This window comes from Ureibacillus massiliensis 4400831 = CIP 108448 = CCUG 49529 (genome assembly GCF_000772965.1).
Taxonomy (GTDB): domain Bacteria; phylum Bacillota; class Bacilli; order Bacillales_A; family Planococcaceae; genus Ureibacillus; species Ureibacillus massiliensis.
The window spans coordinates 1-18,686 of the sequence record NZ_JPVQ01000050.1 but is presented as its reverse complement, the minus strand read 5'-3'; the positions used below and the strand labels follow the sequence as shown (position 1 = coordinate 18,686).

The 18,686-nt window shown below is 34.6% G+C and carries 19 protein-coding genes; 9 read left to right on the top strand and 10 right to left on the bottom strand.

The features are described from left to right. Positions 1-205: 205 nt before the first annotated feature. Positions 206-466 carry a YqkE family protein gene (locus tag CD30_RS16735; protein ID WP_036179475.1) on the bottom strand — a complete coding sequence of 87 codons (261 nt, stop codon included), beginning with the start codon at positions 464-466 and terminating at the stop codon, positions 206-208. Between the two features lie 274 nt (positions 467-740). Here CD30_RS16735 and CD30_RS16730 point away from each other — a divergent pair, with 274 nt between their 5' ends. After that, positions 741-1,700, top strand: a complete 960-nt coding sequence (locus CD30_RS16730; RefSeq protein WP_052126291.1) for an alpha/beta hydrolase — start codon at positions 741-743, stop codon at positions 1,698-1,700. A gap of 156 nt (positions 1,701-1,856) precedes the next feature. On the opposite strand, the gene CD30_RS16725 is transcribed toward CD30_RS16730, so the two are convergent. Next, on the bottom strand, positions 1,857-2,075 hold the full coding sequence (locus CD30_RS16725; RefSeq protein ID WP_036179472.1) for a YneF family protein: 219 nt from the start codon (positions 2,073-2,075) through the stop codon (positions 1,857-1,859). Positions 2,076-2,212: 137 nt separating this feature from the next. Then, positions 2,213-2,641 carry a sporulation inhibitor of replication protein SirA gene (sirA, locus tag CD30_RS16720; RefSeq protein ID WP_036179469.1) on the bottom strand — a complete coding sequence of 143 codons (429 nt, stop codon included), beginning with the start codon at positions 2,639-2,641 and terminating at the stop codon, positions 2,213-2,215. Positions 2,642-2,875: 234 nt separating this feature from the next. Here sirA and CD30_RS16715 point away from each other — a divergent pair, with 234 nt between their 5' ends. From CD30_RS16715 to CD30_RS16695, 5 genes are all read left to right on the top strand, one after another. Next, entirely contained in the window at positions 2,876-3,229 is a 354-nt protein-coding gene (locus CD30_RS16715) for a lmo0954 family membrane protein (RefSeq protein ID WP_036179466.1), read from the top strand. 43 nt (positions 3,230-3,272) lie between these two features. Continuing rightward, positions 3,273-3,932, top strand: a complete 660-nt coding sequence (locus CD30_RS16710) for a PspA/IM30 family protein (protein ID WP_036179463.1) — start codon at positions 3,273-3,275, stop codon at positions 3,930-3,932. Between the two features lie 129 nt (positions 3,933-4,061). Further along, on the top strand, positions 4,062-4,745 hold the full coding sequence (gene liaF / locus CD30_RS16705) for a cell wall-active antibiotics response protein LiaF (protein WP_036179461.1): 684 nt from the start codon (positions 4,062-4,064) through the stop codon (positions 4,743-4,745). Further along, a complete protein-coding gene (locus CD30_RS16700) occupies positions 4,742-5,815 on the top strand; it encodes a sensor histidine kinase (protein WP_036179459.1) in 1,074 nt (357 codons plus the stop codon). Before liaF ends, CD30_RS16700 begins: the two co-directional genes overlap by 4 nt. 40 nt (positions 5,816-5,855) lie before the next feature. Next, the gene (locus CD30_RS16695; protein ID WP_036179457.1) at positions 5,856-6,494 is read left to right on the top strand and encodes a response regulator transcription factor; all 639 of its coding nucleotides are present in this window, start codon (positions 5,856-5,858) and stop codon (positions 6,492-6,494) included. Positions 6,495-6,595: 101 nt separating this feature from the next. On the opposite strand, the gene CD30_RS16690 is transcribed toward CD30_RS16695, so the two are convergent. The 5 genes from CD30_RS16690 to CD30_RS16670 all read right to left on the bottom strand — a co-directional run bounded on the left by CD30_RS16690 (position 6,596) and on the right by CD30_RS16670 (position 14,253). Further along, a complete protein-coding gene (locus CD30_RS16690) occupies positions 6,596-8,278 on the bottom strand; it encodes a methyl-accepting chemotaxis protein (RefSeq protein ID WP_036179455.1) in 1,683 nt (560 codons plus the stop codon). Positions 8,279-8,491: 213 nt separating this feature from the next. After that, complete coding sequence (locus CD30_RS16685; RefSeq protein ID WP_084078020.1) at positions 8,492-10,174, bottom strand: methyl-accepting chemotaxis protein; 1,683 nt, start codon at positions 10,172-10,174, stop codon at positions 8,492-8,494. 182 nt (positions 10,175-10,356) lie between these two features. Further along, a complete protein-coding gene (gene tkt / locus CD30_RS16680) occupies positions 10,357-12,351 on the bottom strand; it encodes a transketolase (protein WP_036179453.1) in 1,995 nt (664 codons plus the stop codon). Positions 12,352-12,484: 133 nt separating this feature from the next. After that, complete coding sequence (locus CD30_RS16675; protein WP_036179450.1) at positions 12,485-12,715, bottom strand: DUF896 domain-containing protein; 231 nt, start codon at positions 12,713-12,715, stop codon at positions 12,485-12,487. Between the two features lie 182 nt (positions 12,716-12,897). Beyond that, on the bottom strand, positions 12,898-14,253 hold the full coding sequence (locus tag CD30_RS16670; protein ID WP_036179447.1) for an IS1182 family transposase: 1,356 nt from the start codon (positions 14,251-14,253) through the stop codon (positions 12,898-12,900). 354 nt (positions 14,254-14,607) lie between these two features. On the opposite strand from CD30_RS16670, the gene CD30_RS16665 reads away from it, so the two are divergent. Continuing rightward, positions 14,608-15,336 (top strand): hypothetical protein, encoded by a 729-nt coding sequence (locus tag CD30_RS16665; RefSeq protein WP_036179444.1) that lies wholly within the window; start codon positions 14,608-14,610, stop codon positions 15,334-15,336. Between the two features lie 23 nt (positions 15,337-15,359). Continuing rightward, entirely contained in the window at positions 15,360-16,598 is a 1,239-nt protein-coding gene (locus CD30_RS16660) for a polysaccharide deacetylase family protein (RefSeq protein ID WP_036179442.1), read from the top strand. A 100-nt stretch (positions 16,599-16,698) separates the two neighbouring features. Here CD30_RS16660 and CD30_RS16655 read toward each other — a convergent pair whose 3' ends face one another. After that, the gene (locus CD30_RS16655) at positions 16,699-17,358 is read right to left on the bottom strand and encodes a YneB family resolvase-like protein (protein WP_036179438.1); all 660 of its coding nucleotides are present in this window, start codon (positions 17,356-17,358) and stop codon (positions 16,699-16,701) included. Next, a complete protein-coding gene (gene yneA / locus CD30_RS16650) occupies positions 17,355-17,687 on the bottom strand; it encodes a cell division suppressor protein YneA (RefSeq protein WP_036179435.1) in 333 nt (110 codons plus the stop codon). Before yneA ends, CD30_RS16655 begins: the two co-directional genes overlap by 4 nt. Before the next feature lie 167 nt (positions 17,688-17,854). On the opposite strand from yneA, the gene lexA reads away from it, so the two are divergent. Continuing rightward, a complete protein-coding gene (lexA, locus tag CD30_RS16645) occupies positions 17,855-18,478 on the top strand; it encodes a transcriptional repressor LexA (RefSeq protein WP_036179432.1) in 624 nt (207 codons plus the stop codon). Positions 18,479-18,686: the final 208 nt, after the last annotated feature.

The window sequence follows — 18,686 nt, the reverse complement described above, 5'->3', positions numbered from 1 at the left end:
TTATTTTCATGCCAGGGTTGGGTGTGAAAAACTCATGACTGTTTTTATAGAATGCTATTGTTAAAATTCTTTACAATACTTGATCAGTTAGAAAATCTGACTGGTCTTTTTTTGATAGAATGCAGCACTTATTTTTACAGTGGACATTTTTTTAGACTTCAAAATTTTTTTGGGGCTGCTCAAGTTACGAGCTGCCCCATTTTTATTAAAACTTCGAGCCTTTATCACCGTACTTTTCTAGTAATTCCTCAAAGCTCATATTCTTTTCTCGTTGTTTACGTTCAAAGGCTAGTTTTGCTTGGCGTTCCTCTTCCTTTGCATGCTCTTCTTCAACTAAGCTTTTTTTCGCAAGCTTTAATTTTGCAACAATATCACTGTTTAATTGATCCTGTAATGTTAACGAATCTGATTTTGATTCGTCCTGTCGAGAAAATGTTGTACGTTTTGTTTGTTTATTTTTTGCCATCGTCTTCTAACCCCCTAAACATATTTTACTGCTAATTAACGGCCACTTCCAACATTCCGAGTGAACTTCTTACATAATTTTGCGTAAAATAATAGTATACAAATGGCGCGGAGAATTTCAAAATGGTACATGTATCAACTGATAACGGAATATTATCAATCCCCTTTTACCATTTTGAAACAATTTTTAAGATTTAACACCTATTTTACAGTGGCGTGGTACAATGATTTTAATAGGCTGTTAGATATTTAATGAATAGAATTGAGGTGTTTTTATGAAACGACGGAAATTGCTTTTACTTTCAGGTATTGTTACATCGGTTATTTCAGCTGTTACTACTGTATTTGGAATTTTAGTAACAAATCAATTAATGTACATCAAAAAGAAAGATGATCAATTTATTTATGATCGTGAAATAAAAGCACGACGTTTTGATGAAGCCTGGTATAACAAATGTCGGAAAGAAGAGATGCTAATTGATTCACCAAACGGATATCCGGTAAAAGGTGTTTTCTTAAAACCTCTTGATACGAAAAATACTGTTATTATTAGCCATGGTGTAACTGAGAACAAAATAAATTCTGTAAAGTATGTTCGGATGTATGAACGACTTGGATTCAACACCTTTGTATTTGACCATCGACGACATGGAGAATCTGGTGGTAAAACAACAAGCTATGGTTATTATGAAAAGTTCGACTTAGAAGCTGTCGTAAATACAGTAAAATCCATAGTTGGTGAAGATGCGATAATCGGCATTCATGGAGAGTCAATGGGGGCAGCAACTACCCTTCTCTATGCAGGAGCAATTGAAGATGGTGCCGATTTCTATATTTCGGATTGTGGATTTTCTGATTTCTCTAAACAAGTTGCCCACGTTATAAAAAAAGAAACGGTACTACGTACACAACTCCCTGTTCACTTAGCAGATATGTTCATTCGTCTACGGGACGGATATTCACTACGAAGCGTCTCTCCAAAAGAAGCTGTTATGAATATTAACTCTCCAATTCTCTTCATCCATAGCTTAGAAGATGATTTCATCTTATCTGAAATGACAGAAGAAATGTATGAAGTAAAAAATGGTCCAAAAATGATTAAATTGTTCGAAAAAGGTGCACATGCTCAATCCTATAATGAAAACCCTACCCAATACGAACAAACCGTAAAGGAATTTATCGAAAAATATGTACGGAGTAAAGAATATATTGCTGAAGTTAAAGAAGCATTGTAGAGTTTACTAACTGATGCTTTATAATCTAAGATATTTTAATTCAAAAATCCGCTCTGCTAATTTGTTGGAGTGGATTTTTTGTTTACAATAACTTCTTACATGTCATAAAAAAATAAAAACAACAGCTTCTTCAAAAAAACTGTTGTTAAGTAATGATTATTTTTGTAATTTGTTCATTTGAGACATCATTTGACGAACTTGTTTCTCTGATGGTTTACGTCCCATTTGAGACATCATCACTCGAATCATTTGTTCATTAATTGGTGGGTTTTCTTTTAAATATTTCATCATATATTGACGGGCTATAAAGAATCCTAATGCAACGCCCCCTATTAATGCTACCACGATAAGTATAATTCCTAACCATAAATTCATAGTAAGTGCTAACCTCCTCCGCAATTCACTGTATACCGAGAAAAACTCTCCATGAGGAATTATACACTATAACCTTTATGGTTTCTAGCTTTTCAGCAGTTTTTTCTATTGAAGAACCCATTTTAAGATTTTTCCCTCTAGTATGTTAAATGTTTGATTGGCTTCAACCAACCACATTCAGCTTCTTCTTTATTAAATGCTAAGAAGGAATCGTTGATTTGACCTAAGCTTTGAAATAAATCAAGATCAAGCATTCGAGACCCTTCACAAACCGCCTCAATATAATATTTAAACAGTTTAATCTTTATTTCCCCTTTTATCTGATGCTCAATCTGCAAGTAGTCTTCCACCCAGCGAATACTTGGAAATTTATTTTCTAATTGAGTGTAAATTTCGCCTCTCACACTATTTGCCTCTAAAGGTTCACAAATAAAACTAAGCTGCTTACTGACAGAGGACTCTGGTTCCCGTTCATTATTTGCTACCATTTCAAACAACATTCGTTCTCTACCAAATATAAATGATTGATATTCTTTTCTTATATTAAATATTGAATAAATTCTCATATGTTGTCCTCCTTTCTTTACCAAATATTATAAGATAAAGTTTCCGAATATTTTGTCATAAACTGTCATGGTACTCCTTCTATTTTTGTCAAAAAACGAAGGATACGTAAGAATAGCACTGAGTTCCTATAACCTTCTCAGCCTCAAGACCTAGTGAAAAATGCATTTTGAGGCCGTTTTGAAAAACACTTAGGAAAGATAACATAAAGGTATCAACGAAAGGAGTTTTTGAAAATGAAAAAACTTTTAATTTTAATTGCTGGAGGAGTAACATTCATAATTGCACTTTGTATGTTAGGACCAATGATTGGTCTAGCATTTTCAGGATTGTTAATACTAGCTGCCATGTATTTCTATACAAAAAGCCATACTACTTTCTCAAAAGTAATTTGGATTATCCTTGGGGTAATTGGTGCTTCATCAGCAATCGCGAATATTCCTGCAATCATTGGAATTGTAGCGGTTGTCATCCTATATGTTCTATATAGAAAATGGAAAGATGAAGAAATGACAGTAGAACATAGATCATCAAAGTCTAATGACCCTTTCACGAATTTTGAAAGAGAATGGTCAAACTTAACAAAATAACAGTACAACTTTTAAAGAAAAACATTTAAGGAGAGATTGAAAAATGACAAATTTATTCGACAGATTTAAATACCAAATAAAAGCAGATTTACATGAGTTTTTTGATAAAAAAGAAAGTAAAAATCCAATAGCGATGTTAAACCAATACATTCGCGAAGCAGAAAAACAAACAGAACAAACAGGCAAGTTATTGCAAAGACAGCTTCAATTAAAAAATCAATTACAGCGTGAATATGACGAGGCAAATACGATGCTTGAGAAACGAACTAGTCAACTAGCATTAGCAAAAGAAAGCGGAGAATTAGATTTGATTGCTTTTGCGGAAAAAGAAGTCGAAACTTATACTCTTCGAACTTCTAACTTATTAACAAGTATTGAAACTACTAAAGTGCAAGTTTATGAGTTAGAAAGCAAGTATGAAACAATGAAGCACAAAATTAAAGATATGAAGGTTCGTCAGCTAGAATTGATGGGAAAAGAAAACGTGGTCCGCGCTCATCACAAAATGGATCATGTGATTGAATCATCGAACGAAACAAACTTTGAAGATATTTCGGCTTATATCGACCATCTATCAGCTAAAATCGATAAGAAATATGAAGTAACGATGCTAGAATCACGTTTAGCACAGCTAGGAAAAAAGAATAAAAATAGTCATTCAATGGAAAATACTGTAGAATCAACTAGTGAACAAGCTATGTAATGCTATAATAATGTGAGATTTCACTGAAGTGGAATTAAATATACACAAATGGAGGAAGCAAAACTTTAATGTTGCTTTCTCCCTTATTGCGTTTCAAATATATGTATAAACAAAGAGGAGGAGCCCCTCATGAACAAATTCACAACAGATCAATTAACGACTGCTCTTATTATTTTATTATTAATTGTATTCGCTGAGCTTACAATTTTTAATAATGGCGGCGCCTTCTTACTCATTATTACTGCCCTACTATTTTATTATAGTTTCTCAAAACGAAATCGTATGCTTTTCTGGATTGGATGTTTTTTTGCCTTTATCGCTATTCTTTCCGTCTTTACGCTGAGATTATTTGTTGTCGGTATATTAATTTACATGTTATATAGACAGTCAAAGAAACAAAAAGATGTAATTACACTATCAGATGAAGCATTTGAAAAAGGAGCGATACATAAAAACGATTTTTTTGGTAGCACCGCTGCTCCTTTAGATGCATACAAATGGCAAGACGTTCAAATACAGCGATTTCTTGGTGACATTACAATTGATACTACTCAAACCATATTACCAGCAGGCACTTCGGTTATTACGATACGACAATCCATCGGAAAAGTTATAATTTTGGTTCCCTATGACATACCGTTTCGCCTTCAATATTCTACAATTTTAGGTGAGGCAAAGCTATTACAAAATCCACCAAAACGTCTAATGAACGAACATCTGACATTTGAAGATGGCGAAACAGATGGCGCCAAACGGAAATTAGTAATCCATGTCGCCACTTGGCTTGGAGATGTGGAGGTGGCTCGCCAATGATTGCATTTACAGTACGCACACTCTCAATATTTTCGATGTTGACTTCTATCATTTTTGTATTCTTTTATTATCTTTTAGGAGAGCCAGTTGAAGAAACTTTCCGTCCATTTTGGGAGGAAAAATATCAGGATATCCCTCTTGTTACCTACTTTATTTTCGCAATTCTTATGGTAAGTATTTTCTTAAGCATTTGGATTGCTGTTGCAGAGAAAGCAAGAGAACGATTTTCCTTACGTTATGTAAAAAAATTAGTAGACCCTGAGTTCTCGTTAGAAAATAAAAAAATTCCAAGATCCCTTCGTAAAGCATTGCAACAAACTCACGAATTGATTGAAACACAACGTCAAAGTTTACAAAAGCTAACGAATCAACGAGTGGAAACAAACGACACTATTATTCAGGAAAGAATCGTTGCTGAAAGACAACGCTTGGCTCGAGAATTGCACGATTCCGTTTCGCAGCAGCTGTTTGCCGCATCGATGTTATTATCTTCATTAACAGAACAAGAACAGCCTGTAGACAATTCCCAGCATACACTGTTACAAATTGAAAAAATTGTTCAACAGGCACAGCTTGAAATGCGTGCTTTATTATTACATTTACGACCAATTGCACTGCGTAACAATACGCTTGCGGAAGGATTAACTGGTCTAATATTGGAGCTTCAACAGAAGGTTCATTTTAATGTCGAATATAAAATTGAGGAATTTGAATTAACAAAGGCAGAAGAGGATCATTTATTTAGAATTGCCCAAGAAGCATTATCGAACACATTACGTCATGCAAAAGCAACAGAAGTAGAGTTATTATTAGTTGCTCGAGATCAGATTGGAATTTTACGAATTCAAGATAACGGTCGCGGTTTTAATCTAGAAGAAGATAAAACAACATCTTACGGTCTAAAAAATATCGCAGAACGTGCGGTTGAAATAGGCTGTACTTATAAAATCGTATCTGTTCCAGGTGAAGGAACGATTGTAGAAGTGAAAGTTCCGTTGAAAAGAAAAGGCATTAGTGGTAATAATCCAGAAAATGCAAATAATCATGACGACTTGGAGAAGGAAGAGTAGCCTTTTTCCGATAAAATAAATACCAACAAGAGGTGAAAAAATGATAAATGTTTTAATAGCTGATGATCATGAAATGGTGCGAATCGGTGTTTCAGCCTATTTATCTGCTCAGCCCGATATGACCGTGGTTGGTGAGGCATCAAATGGTCAAGAAGCTGTAGAGCTTGCAATGAAATTAAAGCCAGACCTAATACTAATGGATAATGTTATGCCCGTAATGACAGGCGCCGAAGCAACAGCGGAAATATTAACTCAATGGCCAGAAGCAAAAATTATGATGGTGACGAGCTTTTTAGATGATGATAAAGTATATCCTGCTTTAGAGGCTGGAGCTGTAAGTTATATTTTAAAAACCTCCAATGCCAAACAAATTGCTGATGCGATTCGTAAGACCATCAAAGGGGAATCTGTTCTAGAGCCTGAAGTGACAATGAAAATGATGCAGCGAATGCGATCTGGTTCTTCCTCTCCACTTCACGAACAATTAACAGAACGTGAAATGGAAGTACTGCTACTTGTAGCACAAGGAAAAACAAATCAAGAAATTGCAGATGATTTATTTATAGCATTAAAAACAGTGAAAACACATGTTAGCAATATTTTAGCAAAGCTCGAGGTTCAAGATCGTACGCAGGCAGTCGTTTATGCATTTCAAAATGGATTAGTGAACTCAAAATAGACTTCTATCTAAACAACTTACGAAATTCCACTATCCTATGCAAAGCTATAACCGATACAAAAAGGATGCACCCTATATAGGAATGCATCCTTTTCCATTTACTATAATCTAAATTTACTGACTTCTTGTTGCAGTTTTTCTGCTAAATTGGCTAAAGACTGGGCACTTGATGAAATTTCTTGATTCGCCGCTAATTGTTGCTCGGTTGCTGCGCTTGAATCATTTGACAAAGTTGCTACTTCCTTAGCTAGTGATTCAACCTTGATGACGCTTTTTGTTACCGAATCAGCCATTGCATGTATTTCTTCAATAGCTGATGAAACAGATTCAACTTTCATCACAACGTCTTCAACACTGCCTTCAATTTTATCAAACACTTTTAAAGAATCCTTTGTTTTGCTTAAACCTTCCGTAACTTTTGTTCCACCATTTGTAATAGCTCGAACAGCGGCACCACTTGCTAGCTGTATTTGATTGACCATTGCTGTAATTTCTTCAGCAGATTTTTTTGATTGCTCTGCAAGTTTTCGTACTTCTTCAGCAACAACTGCAAATCCCTTACCATACTCCCCTGCCCGTGCCGCTTCAATTGCAGCATTTAAAGCAAGTAGATTAGTCTGATCAGAAATTTCTGTAATCAGCGCTGTTATATTTTGAATATCATTAGAATGTTTTTCCATTTTCTTCATAATTTCCGTTGTTTCATTAAATGTTTCAGAGATTGTATTCATTTGATCTGCTACTTCCGAGACTACTGAAGCTCCCTTATTCACAAGTTTATGTACACTATTTGAAGAAAGTAGCATTGCCTCATTGCTTTGTGCAATTTGGTTCATTCCAACGTTTAAATCTCTCATGGAGTCAACAGAACTATCCATTAATTTCACTTGACTATCACTTGATAATAGTTGCTGTTCTGCTGATGTTGCAACAAGCTGAGCAGATGCTAAACTTTCCTCTGAACTTGCAGATAATTGTTCGGCACTAGCTGCTAATTGTGATGAAGAATCCCGAACACTTAAGACTATACTTCTCAAGTCAACTAACATTCTATTAAAAGTTACGGCCATCGCACCGACTTCATCTTTATTTTTTATATGTATCGTTTCAGTTGTTAAATTTCCTTTTGCTACCTCGTCAAGGCCAACTGTCATCTTTTTAATCGGCTTAGATATATTATTACTAATTAAAGTAGCCATCCCTAAACCTAAAAGTACACTAATTATTGCAATGACAATAAGAGAAGTCATCGAGATATTATTATAAACATCGATTTGATTTTTTAATTCTGCTACATTTTGTTCTTGGATTGCAACTAATTTTGTTAAAATCTCTTCCATTTGATCATTAATCTCTTTTGACTCTTGTAAGGCTTTTTCATATGACCGTCCCTGTTCCTTTAACTCTATTACTTTATTATTTGATTCAAAATATTGAGTTGACAGGTGTTGAAGTTCCGATAATACATTTATTGATTCTTCATCTGTAATTAATTTGTTTAACTCATTAGTAGTTTCCTCTTCAATTTGATTTGATTCTTCTAATAGTGTTAATGAATTGGGATCATCTAGAGCTACATATTCAAGCAATGCTGCCTCTGCTTCAGTCTGAATAATTTGTATTTCTGCCGCTAAATTAATTTTCTCCATATCAACTTCTATAATTGATTTATACTTGTTTGTAATGTCTCTAGTCGTAAAGAAGGAAATTATACAAATAGCGATTAATAAAAATAGAATTGTACCAAAGCCTATCCACATCTTTTTAGTAATAGAGAATTTCATACCTACACTTCCTTAAATTGATAATTATATAGTATAATTGTTGAACAATATTGACAAGCTATTTTTTGGCATTATGGAAAATTATTGTTACTATTAAATATTTGCAGAAGGCTATTTTTTTCCAAACAAAAAACATCTTCATATAGTTCGAAGATGTTTTCTATATATCTTAGTTTGTTTTTACCACGCACTATTTGGGGTAATCATAAGGAATTAAATGTTAAACTTACTTACTTCCCTTTGAAGTGATTCAGCAAGATTAGCCAAGGATTGAGCACTCGATGTAATCTCTTGTGTAACTGCTAATTGCTGTTCTGTTGCTGCACTGGAGTCCGTTGATAAGACGGCAGCGTCTTTTGCGAGTGTTTGTACTTGAACGACACTTTCTGTTACTGAGTCTGCCATTGCATGAATTTCTTCGATTGCTGTTGAAACGGATTTCACTTTTATCGCAACATCCTGCACGCTTTCCTCAATAGCATGGAATACTTCCAAGGATTCGTTAGTCTTTGTCAATCCTTTGTTTACCTTCATACCTCCATTGGAAATTGTATGAACCGCCGCCCCAGTTGCATCTTGAATATGGTTCAACATTTTTGTAATTTCTTCAGCAGATCGTCTCGATTGTTGGGCAAGCTTTCGAACTTCATCTGCAACAACTGCAAATCCTTTACCATATTCTCCAGCTCGCGCTGCTTCAATCGCTGCATTTAAAGCAAGCAAGTTAGTTTGTTCTGAAACTTCTGTAATGAGTGCTGTGACATTTTGAATATCATAGGATAGCTTTTCCATTTCCTTCATTTTTTCGGTTGTTTCGTTAAAAGTTTCATGAATAGTATTCATTTGAATCGCAACTTCTGAAACGACAGATGCACCTTTTGTTACTAAGTCATTCACCTCATTTGAAGAAAGTAGCATTTCCTCATTATTCTTCGCGATTTGATTTAATCCTGAATTTAAATCCTTTAAAGAAAGAACGGAAGTATCCATTAGATTCACCTGATGATTACTTGTCTTTAGCTGATGATCAACTGAAGTGGCTACCATTTGTGAAGAAGCCAAGCTTTCTTCTGAGCTAGCTGATAATTGTTCGGCACTAGCTGCTAACTGAGAGGATGAATTTCGAACACTTAGTACAATCCCTTTTAAATCAGCTAACATATTATTAAAGGTTTCAGCCATCTTCCCAACTTCATCCTTATTTTTAACTTTGATTGTATCAATAGAAAGATTTCCTGAAGCTACCTTTTCAAGTCCATTTGTTACTTTCTTAATTGGATTGGAAATATTTCGACTGATGACAGTTGCTATTATCAATCCTAATAGAATAGTAACAACGGAAATGATCAATACTAGCATATTTGAAAAAGCTTGATAGCCATCAAGATCACTTTGGGTCTGACTAACATTTTGTTCAACATAGTCAACAATCTGATTTAAGTTGGTTGTAGCCGTTGCGTTATTTAACCGCATCAATTCAAGTGAACCCTCATAATATCCACCACTATCTTTGACTTTAATAACCTCATTTGCTGCATTGTTATATTCTTGTGTAGCTGATTCGAGAGATTCCATAATGTTTAAAGCTTCTGCATTTGTTATTGTTGCCACTAATTGTTCTCGTGCATTTGTACCTCGTTCAATGGACGCATTCATTTTATCAATCAACTGCTGTTGACCAAAAGTAATGTATTCTAAAATGTATGCCTCAACTTCCTTTTGTACATATTCAATTTCATTTACTAAATTAATCTTTTCTACATTGTCTTCATTCATCATTTTATACTTGTTTGTTATATCATTTATTGAGAAAAACGCTATGATTGAGATGAATAATAATAGAAAATTTACGGTACCAAAGCCCATCCACATCTTCTTTCGTATTGATAAATTCATGTTGAATGCACCAGCCTCTCTACTAAACAACTAATTTAATCTATTTTAACAATAATTTTCAGAAAATGCTGAAAATATATTCTGAAAATTATAAAAATTACTTCTGTAGAGATTTATATAAAAAAAGATATAGAAAAAAGCCCTGTAGTTAGAAACATACAGGGCAGATTCGTAATATTTGATTATAAAGCTTTTACTTTTGCTACAACGTTTTCAACTGTGAAGCCATATTGTTCAATGACCACTTCGCCAGGAGCACTTGCACCGAATTTATCAATAGCAAGAACATCTCCTTCAAATCCAACATATTTATGCCAACCAAAAGATGCACCCATTTCAATGGCAAGACGTTTCGTTACTGCTTTAGGTAATACTGATTCTTTGTATTCAGCAGATTGTTGTTCAAAACGATCCATTGATGGCATTGAGACAACTGAAGCATCAATCCCTTCAGCAAGCAACGCTTTTTGTGCATCTACCGCTAATGAAACCTCTGAACCAGTCGCGATTAAAATTACATCTGGCGTACCTTTTGTTGCTGGAGAAACTACATAAGCTCCTTTTCCAACACCCTCTTTTGCAAGATTAGCTGAATTCGCTAACACAGGTAAGTTTTGACGAGAAAGTACTAGCAATGTTGGTGTGCTTTGTGATGAAATGGCTAATTTCCAAGCTTCCGCACTTTCATTTGCATCAGCAGGACGAATCACAGATACGTTCGGCATTGCACGGAATGCAGCCAAATGCTCGACTGGTTCATGGGTTGGACCATCTTCACCAACAGCAATGGAGTCATGTGTGAATACGTATGTTACAGGTAATCCCATTAATGCTGATAGGCGAACTGCTGGACGAACGTAATCTGAGAATACGAAGAAAGTACCGCCAAATACATGTAATCCACCATGTAATGCCATACCGTTTAATGCAGCACCCATTGCAAATTCACGAACACCGAACCAAATATTACGGCCTTCTGGTGTTTCTGCGAAGAAATCACCGCCACCTTTAATCGTTGTTTTATTTGAACCTGCTAAGTCAGCACTTCCACCAAAAAATGAAGGGACTTTTTTCGCTAGAGCATTAATTACGTCTCCTGATGATGAACGAGTCGCAACAGATTTTCCTGCTTCATAAACTGGTACTTCAGCGTCAAAATCAGCAGGTAATTCATTGTTCATTGCTCTTACATATTGTTCAGCTAATTCTGGGTATTCTGCTTTATAGCTTTCGAACTTTGCATTCCATTCTGCTTCCGATTGTACACCTTGTCTCTCTGCTGCGGCATTGAAAACATCATATACTTCTTGTGGAATTTGGAATGGTTCATGATCCCAACCATACGCAGTTTTTGTTAATACTACTTCATCTGTGCCTAGTGGAGCACCATGTGAGTCAGACTTCCCAGATTTATTTGGAGAGCCATAACCGATTACTGTTTTTACTTCGATTAATGTAGGCTTGTCTTTCGATTGTTTCGCTTGTTCAATTGCCTTATTAATCGCATCTACTTCTGTTCCATCTGCTACATGGATATAATTCCATCCATATGATTCGAAGCGTTTTTGTACATTTTCAGAGAATGATTTTGCAAGATCACCATCTAATGAAATGTCATTGGAATCATAAAGAACGATTAATTTTTCTAATTTTAAGTGACCAGCTAAGGAAATTGCCTCTGCAGCAACGCCTTCCATTAAATCTCCATCTCCACATAAAGCGTATGTGTAGTGGTCAACGATTTCATGTCCTGGTTTGTTATAAGTAGCAGCTAGATGACGTTCAGCCATTGCCATACCAACACTCATTGCAATACCTTGACCAAGCGGACCAGTTGTTGCTTCTACCCCAACCGTATGACCATATTCAGGATGACCCGGAGTTTTTGATCCCCATTGGCGGAAATTTTTAATTTCTTCCATATCAAGACCATAACCGCCTAAATGTAAAAGGCTATATAATAACATCGATCCATGACCAGCTGAAAGAACGAAACGATCGCGATTAGTCCATTTAGGATTTCGTGGGTTATGTCGTAATTGTTTTGTCCATAAAGTATATGCCATTGGCGCAGCACCCATTGGTAAACCAGGGTGGCCTGAATTAGCTTTTTCAATTGCATCAATTGATAAAGTTCGGATTGCATTAATTGCTAGTAAATCCGCATTTTGTATCATTGCTAGACTTCCTTTCTCGGTCTAATTATTGTTCTTTTTACAGTTTAGACAAGATTGGGTAAGAAAACAATCCTATATCAAGACATTTTCGGAAATAAGACATACTTTTTACCAATATGCTATATTATTCTATTTAATTTAAGCGATTATGTTTTAATTTTTTCACTTTATCCGGTGTTACATCATTTCCTTGCGCATCAAACACTTGAACATTTTCAATCGTGTTACGGAAACTATTACGGAATGAATCTAAATACTCCCTACGAAGGGCTGTTTGTTCCTTTGCCTCAACTTCAGTTATTGTACCCATTTTCTTTTTCTTTGATAGTTCATTAATTCTTGCAATTTTTTCTTTTGATAACATCTAATTTTCCAACCTTTCGTTTTCCGATACTTAAAAGGTAAGAAAAAAAGGCTGAATAAGCAAGTAATTACCTTTATAAAATTAAAATTCCTAAAGCGTTCTATTTAAATGAATCAATTTCATAAATCATCTTTTTCAAAAGTATAGACTACTTTTGTTAAGGAAAACTTCGTTTTAAAAATTTAGGCTGCTCGATTTTGACTATTTAATGATTCATTGATTCGATCGACTGCTAGCTTGCATGCATTATAAATAAACGTCACCAGGTTAAAATGGAACTTTCCTTTTATTCCTGTTCTATGACGGACGTTTTCTAATTGAAAATACTGTTTTAAATACGCATTGACGCGCTCAACGGCGGTACGTTCTTTATAAAGTTGTTTCCAAAGTTCAGATCCTCGTGCGGGATAAGTAAATTTCCGAATATCCGTTTCACATTTGATTTTGAATACCCTTTGACAAAGCGAATCCTCGCGTAATGGACAGGTCGCACATTCTTTTGGTCGTGTAAATTTTAACGTCTGATATTTTGCGTCGAAGCTGTCGTAACAGTAACTATGTTCACGTACACAAGTGGGTCTGAAATATTCATCATATCCAACATATTCGCCTTCATTGCGGACATTGTAAGGAATAACTGTACGCATTTGGTTGTTTTGAAGTTGACGGTAAATTGGCTCATAATCATAACCTGCATCAAGGATTGCTGTTGTAAAATAACTTGGTAATAGGCTTTCAGCCCTCTTTAAAAGTGGAATGGCAACTTTACTATCTGATAGATTGGCAGATGTCATTAATCGGCTCACGATATATTGGCTCTTTGTTGCCACTGCTAGATGTCCTTTGAATCCAAACCAAAACGTATTTTTACCTTCACTGTTTTTCTTGATACCCCAGTTTGGTTCAATTGGGGCATCTTGCCACAGCGTTTCAAGTGGTATATCTAATTGATGTTTGATTTCTTTTTCATAAGTCGATTGATTCGCTTCTATTTCTGCTTGTTCAATCAACCAAGCTTCGCGTTCTTCTTTTGACTTACGGCCACGTTTTTTCGGTATCGTAGAAACCTTTTTCTCGGAAGGTTTTGATGCGTCACGGGATTCAAAATGTGTGGCATCAATAGCAATGTGTTCATCACAAAGGAAGCCTTCTGACATAGCTGTCTGAATCAATGTATCTTGCATTTGATCTAATACATCGGATTGGCTCACAATGTCAATCATGCGTGAGTAAGAAGCTTCCGATGGAACCACATCAGAAATAAGGAAACCACAATCTAGACGAAATAAAGGGTCGTTGACCAAACGTTTAACTAAATCCTTGATTGTTGGAATCCGTTCAACGATGCGAATTATTAAAGATTGAATCATTGCACCATAGTTTAATTCACGTGGTGCACCTCGCATTGTTTTTTTGGAAAACAGATTAAAAATTGGTTGCACATCAAATGTCGAAAAAATGGCATCAAAACGATGTGAATTTTGCATTTCGAATAAATCTTGGATGTCAAATAGACTTATTTGTTTTACAATAGTCATAGGGCATTCACCTCTTGGTTAATTTGGTTTCATCGCTTAAATTATACCAAATTGGGGAGGTGCCCGTTTTTTATTGTTTTAGAACCCTTGATACCGTAGGTATCGGAATTATGAAATTAACTCAAATAGGTACTTTATTTTATTTGGAGTAACTTCTCAAGGTTATTTCCCCTTTTCAACTCAATAGATTCTTCAATTTTCAAATTCATAGTTAATATCACATAACAGCCTTATTATTTAAGGTTAATTTTACCTATATAACCATTAGAAATAATGGTACTTTCGCTATATTTTATACTCTCCTATAATAAATTAGAATTTTACTAGAGAAGTAATAAAATAGGAGATGAGACTATGACAAAGGTAGTGGAGAAAAAAGGGATGAATTGGTTCAAAGATATCCTTTCGAACCAAAATCAAATCAATGAAAATATCGAAAAAATACAAGAACCCACAACTGAGACAATTGATAATAATGTATCTTCTACGAGTGATTCTGGACAAGTATTAGAAAAATTCCAAGATAACTCCGATAAGTTATCCTTAGATTTGATGAACTCAGTAGAAAATATTTTGAAAGATCGACAATTGCTATCTTATAAGAAAAAAGCATTAGAAGAGCAATTGCTTTCAGCGAATGAAACAATTAATCGCTTGAATGTAGATTTACTAAAAAAAGATCAGCTTTTACAAGAAGACCAAAAGGTGATAAATGAATTAGAAAATAAATTAACTAGTAAACAAATGGGATATGATCAACTTATTGAAGATTATAAAGCATATCAACTTTCTTCAAAAATGGAATATGAAAAGATTTCAAACCAATTAGAAACTGAAACATCAAAATACAAAAAGCTAAATGATGATTTCACGAGCTATCAGTATCAAAACATGTTAACAGTCAAGAAGCTTGAAGAAAAAATTAGAAATCTTGAAATTGAAAATCAAAAATCGTTAGAGCAATATCAAAAAATCGTTGATGAAAAAGCTAAATTAATGGAAACGATAAACGATTTTACAGAAAGAATGTCCTTCTCATTTTCAACGAATGCATCTTCTAACTCAACATCAAAACCAGAATAAAGTAGTACAAGAGAGGGTGTACCATGTCAGACTATTACGGAAAAGTGTTAGAATTAATTGATATAAATATAACTAACGACGAAACATACTTACATATTCATTTGTTTAATAATCAAGAGAGATTTGAGTTCTTTTGGAAAATAGATCGGGATACCGCAAATAACTTACAAGAAGTGATTGACTTCGATGATAAACATAAGTATCGACTCGCTTTACATATGGCAACCAAACCAACAGATTTGCATTCAGTTGGTTTAGTTACAAAAACCTATCTTGATTTAAGTGAGAAAATTTATTTTGAGTGTTCTGTAGATTATAAGAATGCTTTAGAAATATTTAATTGCTTTGAAAGTATTGATGATTTAAGTAACCATCCCAGCTTTTATACACAGCTTAGTTCTGAACAAGAAAAAAACCAACCAAGAACTGACAATCTTGAGAAATCAGTCTCAAGTATCCATAACCCTTCATTAAAATGGGTTCGTGTTGCAATACCTTGTGTTTTAATTTTCACTATCATTTTCTTTATAAATTACCAGCCTTGGATTCAAGCTAGTGTTAATAAAACAGATACTATTGATGTTAAAACGATAACAACAAAAGCGATATTGGAAAAAGATAAACACATCGAAAAGATAACACCTAAGGTTGCTGCGACACAATCAATCTCTCAAGTTCCTACTATTAAAATTTCAGAATCAAAGACTTTTAGTTTGCCTGAGGGTACCGTTGCCCTCACTTTTGACGACGGTCCTTCAAAATATACAAAGGAAATTGCTGATATTTTAACCAAATACGAGGCAGGAGGTACTTTTTTCTTCATAGGTGTGAATACAAAAAAGTATCCTGATTCCGTGCAATATGTTCATTCTAATGGTTTTTCAATCGGTAGCCATTCAATGACCCATCCTAATCTGGCATCACTTACATACAATGACCAAATTGCTGAAATACAACAATCTACTAGAGTTATTGAGGAAATTATTAACGATGAGGTAATCCTTTTCAGACCACCCTATGAAGCTTTCAATGAAGAAACTGAAAAGATTATTCAAGAAAATAATTATAAAATGATTTTATGGAATCAAGATCCCGAAGATTGGAAAACACGAGATGCAGATAAAATCTATCAGCATATTCAAAACATTGATGCATCTGGTTCTATTATTCTTTTACATGAATCACAAGCTGTAATTGATGCTTTACCTAGAATTCTTGAACATTTAAATAAACAGGGTTTGAAAATTGTCAATTTAAAATAAATAGGATTGTATTGTATTGTTTATTATAAAAAGATCCTCTCGTCTTTTTTTTACGGACTAGAGGATCTCTTTTTATTTCCTAAACTGTGTATCAAAATGATTAGCCTTCTAGCCCTTCGGTATATTCTTGAAATCTTCGATGCACAGTAGCTTTACTCACTTCAAATCCCAGTCCTCTTAACGTTGTAGTAATTTCTTGAAAGGTAAGACCTTTTTGTCTTAAGCTTACAATTTCCTCAATTGGTACATCTAATCGTTCACGACCATCATGGTTTCCTCGATCTTTTAAGTTTAACTCTGGCTTGTAGCCATTTTGAACTGCACGACGCATACCTCTTCTAATTTTCGCATTATGAATTTTCCTTTGATATTCCTCAACAATCGCAAGTATCTCTAACAACATTGTATCCATTTCATTAAAGGTAAGTGGGCCAGCATCATTTAATGAAAAAATCTTGATCTCATCTTTTTGAAGTAGATGCAATACTGCCATTCGGGCATGACCACGTCCTAAACGTGTTTCGTCTTGCACAAATAATGCTTGTATATCATTTCCCTTAATATAATCCATCATTTCAAGAAGACCATCTCTATCTACTTCATAACCACTTTTTTGATCTTGAAATGTTGCTAGTACTTGATAACCCATTTTTTCAGCGTATCTTTGTAATTCCTCTTCTTGTCTTGCTAGTGATGTTTCTTGGGTGTTTTTCTCGGTACTTACTCGACTATAAAGTACCGCGTTGTTATTAGATTTCATTCGTTATTCGTCGCTACCTTTACTGTTGTAATTTCCTCAGAATCCTGGGCAATAGTTAATGTGTCGGCTGGAATCGGTATTGTAAGTTCTCCACCAGCTACTATTGTTTCATCGCGTAGATCGTTTTCAACTTTAACTGTTTCTATCCATTGGTGTAAAGACATATCGCCTTTATATTTGTTCGCTAATGACCATAAACTATCACCATGCTGTACTTCAATTTGTTCGTATGAAGTTTCACCTTCATCTGTAACTACTACATATGCTGCTATAAGTAAGAAAGTTGTGAAAAGTACTGTAATATAACTATTTTTTTGTAACCATTTCATACTATTAACCTCTCTCCGAATGTTTGTTCGTATTTTATATTTTTAATTTAAACCGAACGTACGTTTTTGTCAATAGATTTTTCGAACTTATGTTTGCATTTTCTATGTTGCGTTGCTATACTATATGTAACTAGTAATGATAGATATTCATATAGAGGTGAGAGAGTGTGAAAAAAGTTTCGAAAAGGCAAGAAGATATTTTAGAATTTATTAAACAAGAGGTTCGAACTAAAGGTTATCCACCATCAGTGCGTGAAATTGGAGAAGCAGTTGGTCTAGCATCAAGCTCTACTGTACATGGACATTTAGCTCGTTTAGAAAGTAAAGGCCTAATTCGTCGGGACCCTACTAAACCTCGTGCCATCGAAATACTTGACCTAGAAGAAGACGTTTCTGTTCCGAAACAAAATGTCGTTAATGTTCCTTTAATCGGTAAAGTAACAGCAGGTTTGCCAATAACAGCAATCGAGAATATTGAAGAATACTTCCCTCTACCAGATTCATATGGTGCAAATGAAGACCAATTGTTTATGCTAGAAGTAATGGGAGAATCAATGATTGAGGCTGGTATACTCGATGGAGATTATGTCATTGTGAAAAAGACTTCTACTGCAAACAATGGGGAGATCGTTGTTGCTATGACAGAGGACGATGAAGCAACAGTAAAACGTTTCTATAAGGAAAAAACACACTTCCGTCTACAACCTGAAAACTCATCAATGGACCCAATTTTAGTTAGCCAAGTTACAATTTTGGGTAAAGTAGTTGGTTTATATCGTCGTATCCAATAATACATAAAAATTCGTATCCAAGTAGATTTAGGGTGCGGATTTTTTGTTTTTGATACAAAGTTATGAGTTGTGGCTTTGAAGTAAAGTTTGATCAAAAACACTTTACAAACCCATACTTTTGGTAAACAAGAAAAAATCCATTTTGTTAATCAAAATGGATGTATTTGATAAGCTAAAACTGAGCCACCATCGCAGTTGAAAAGTGAGC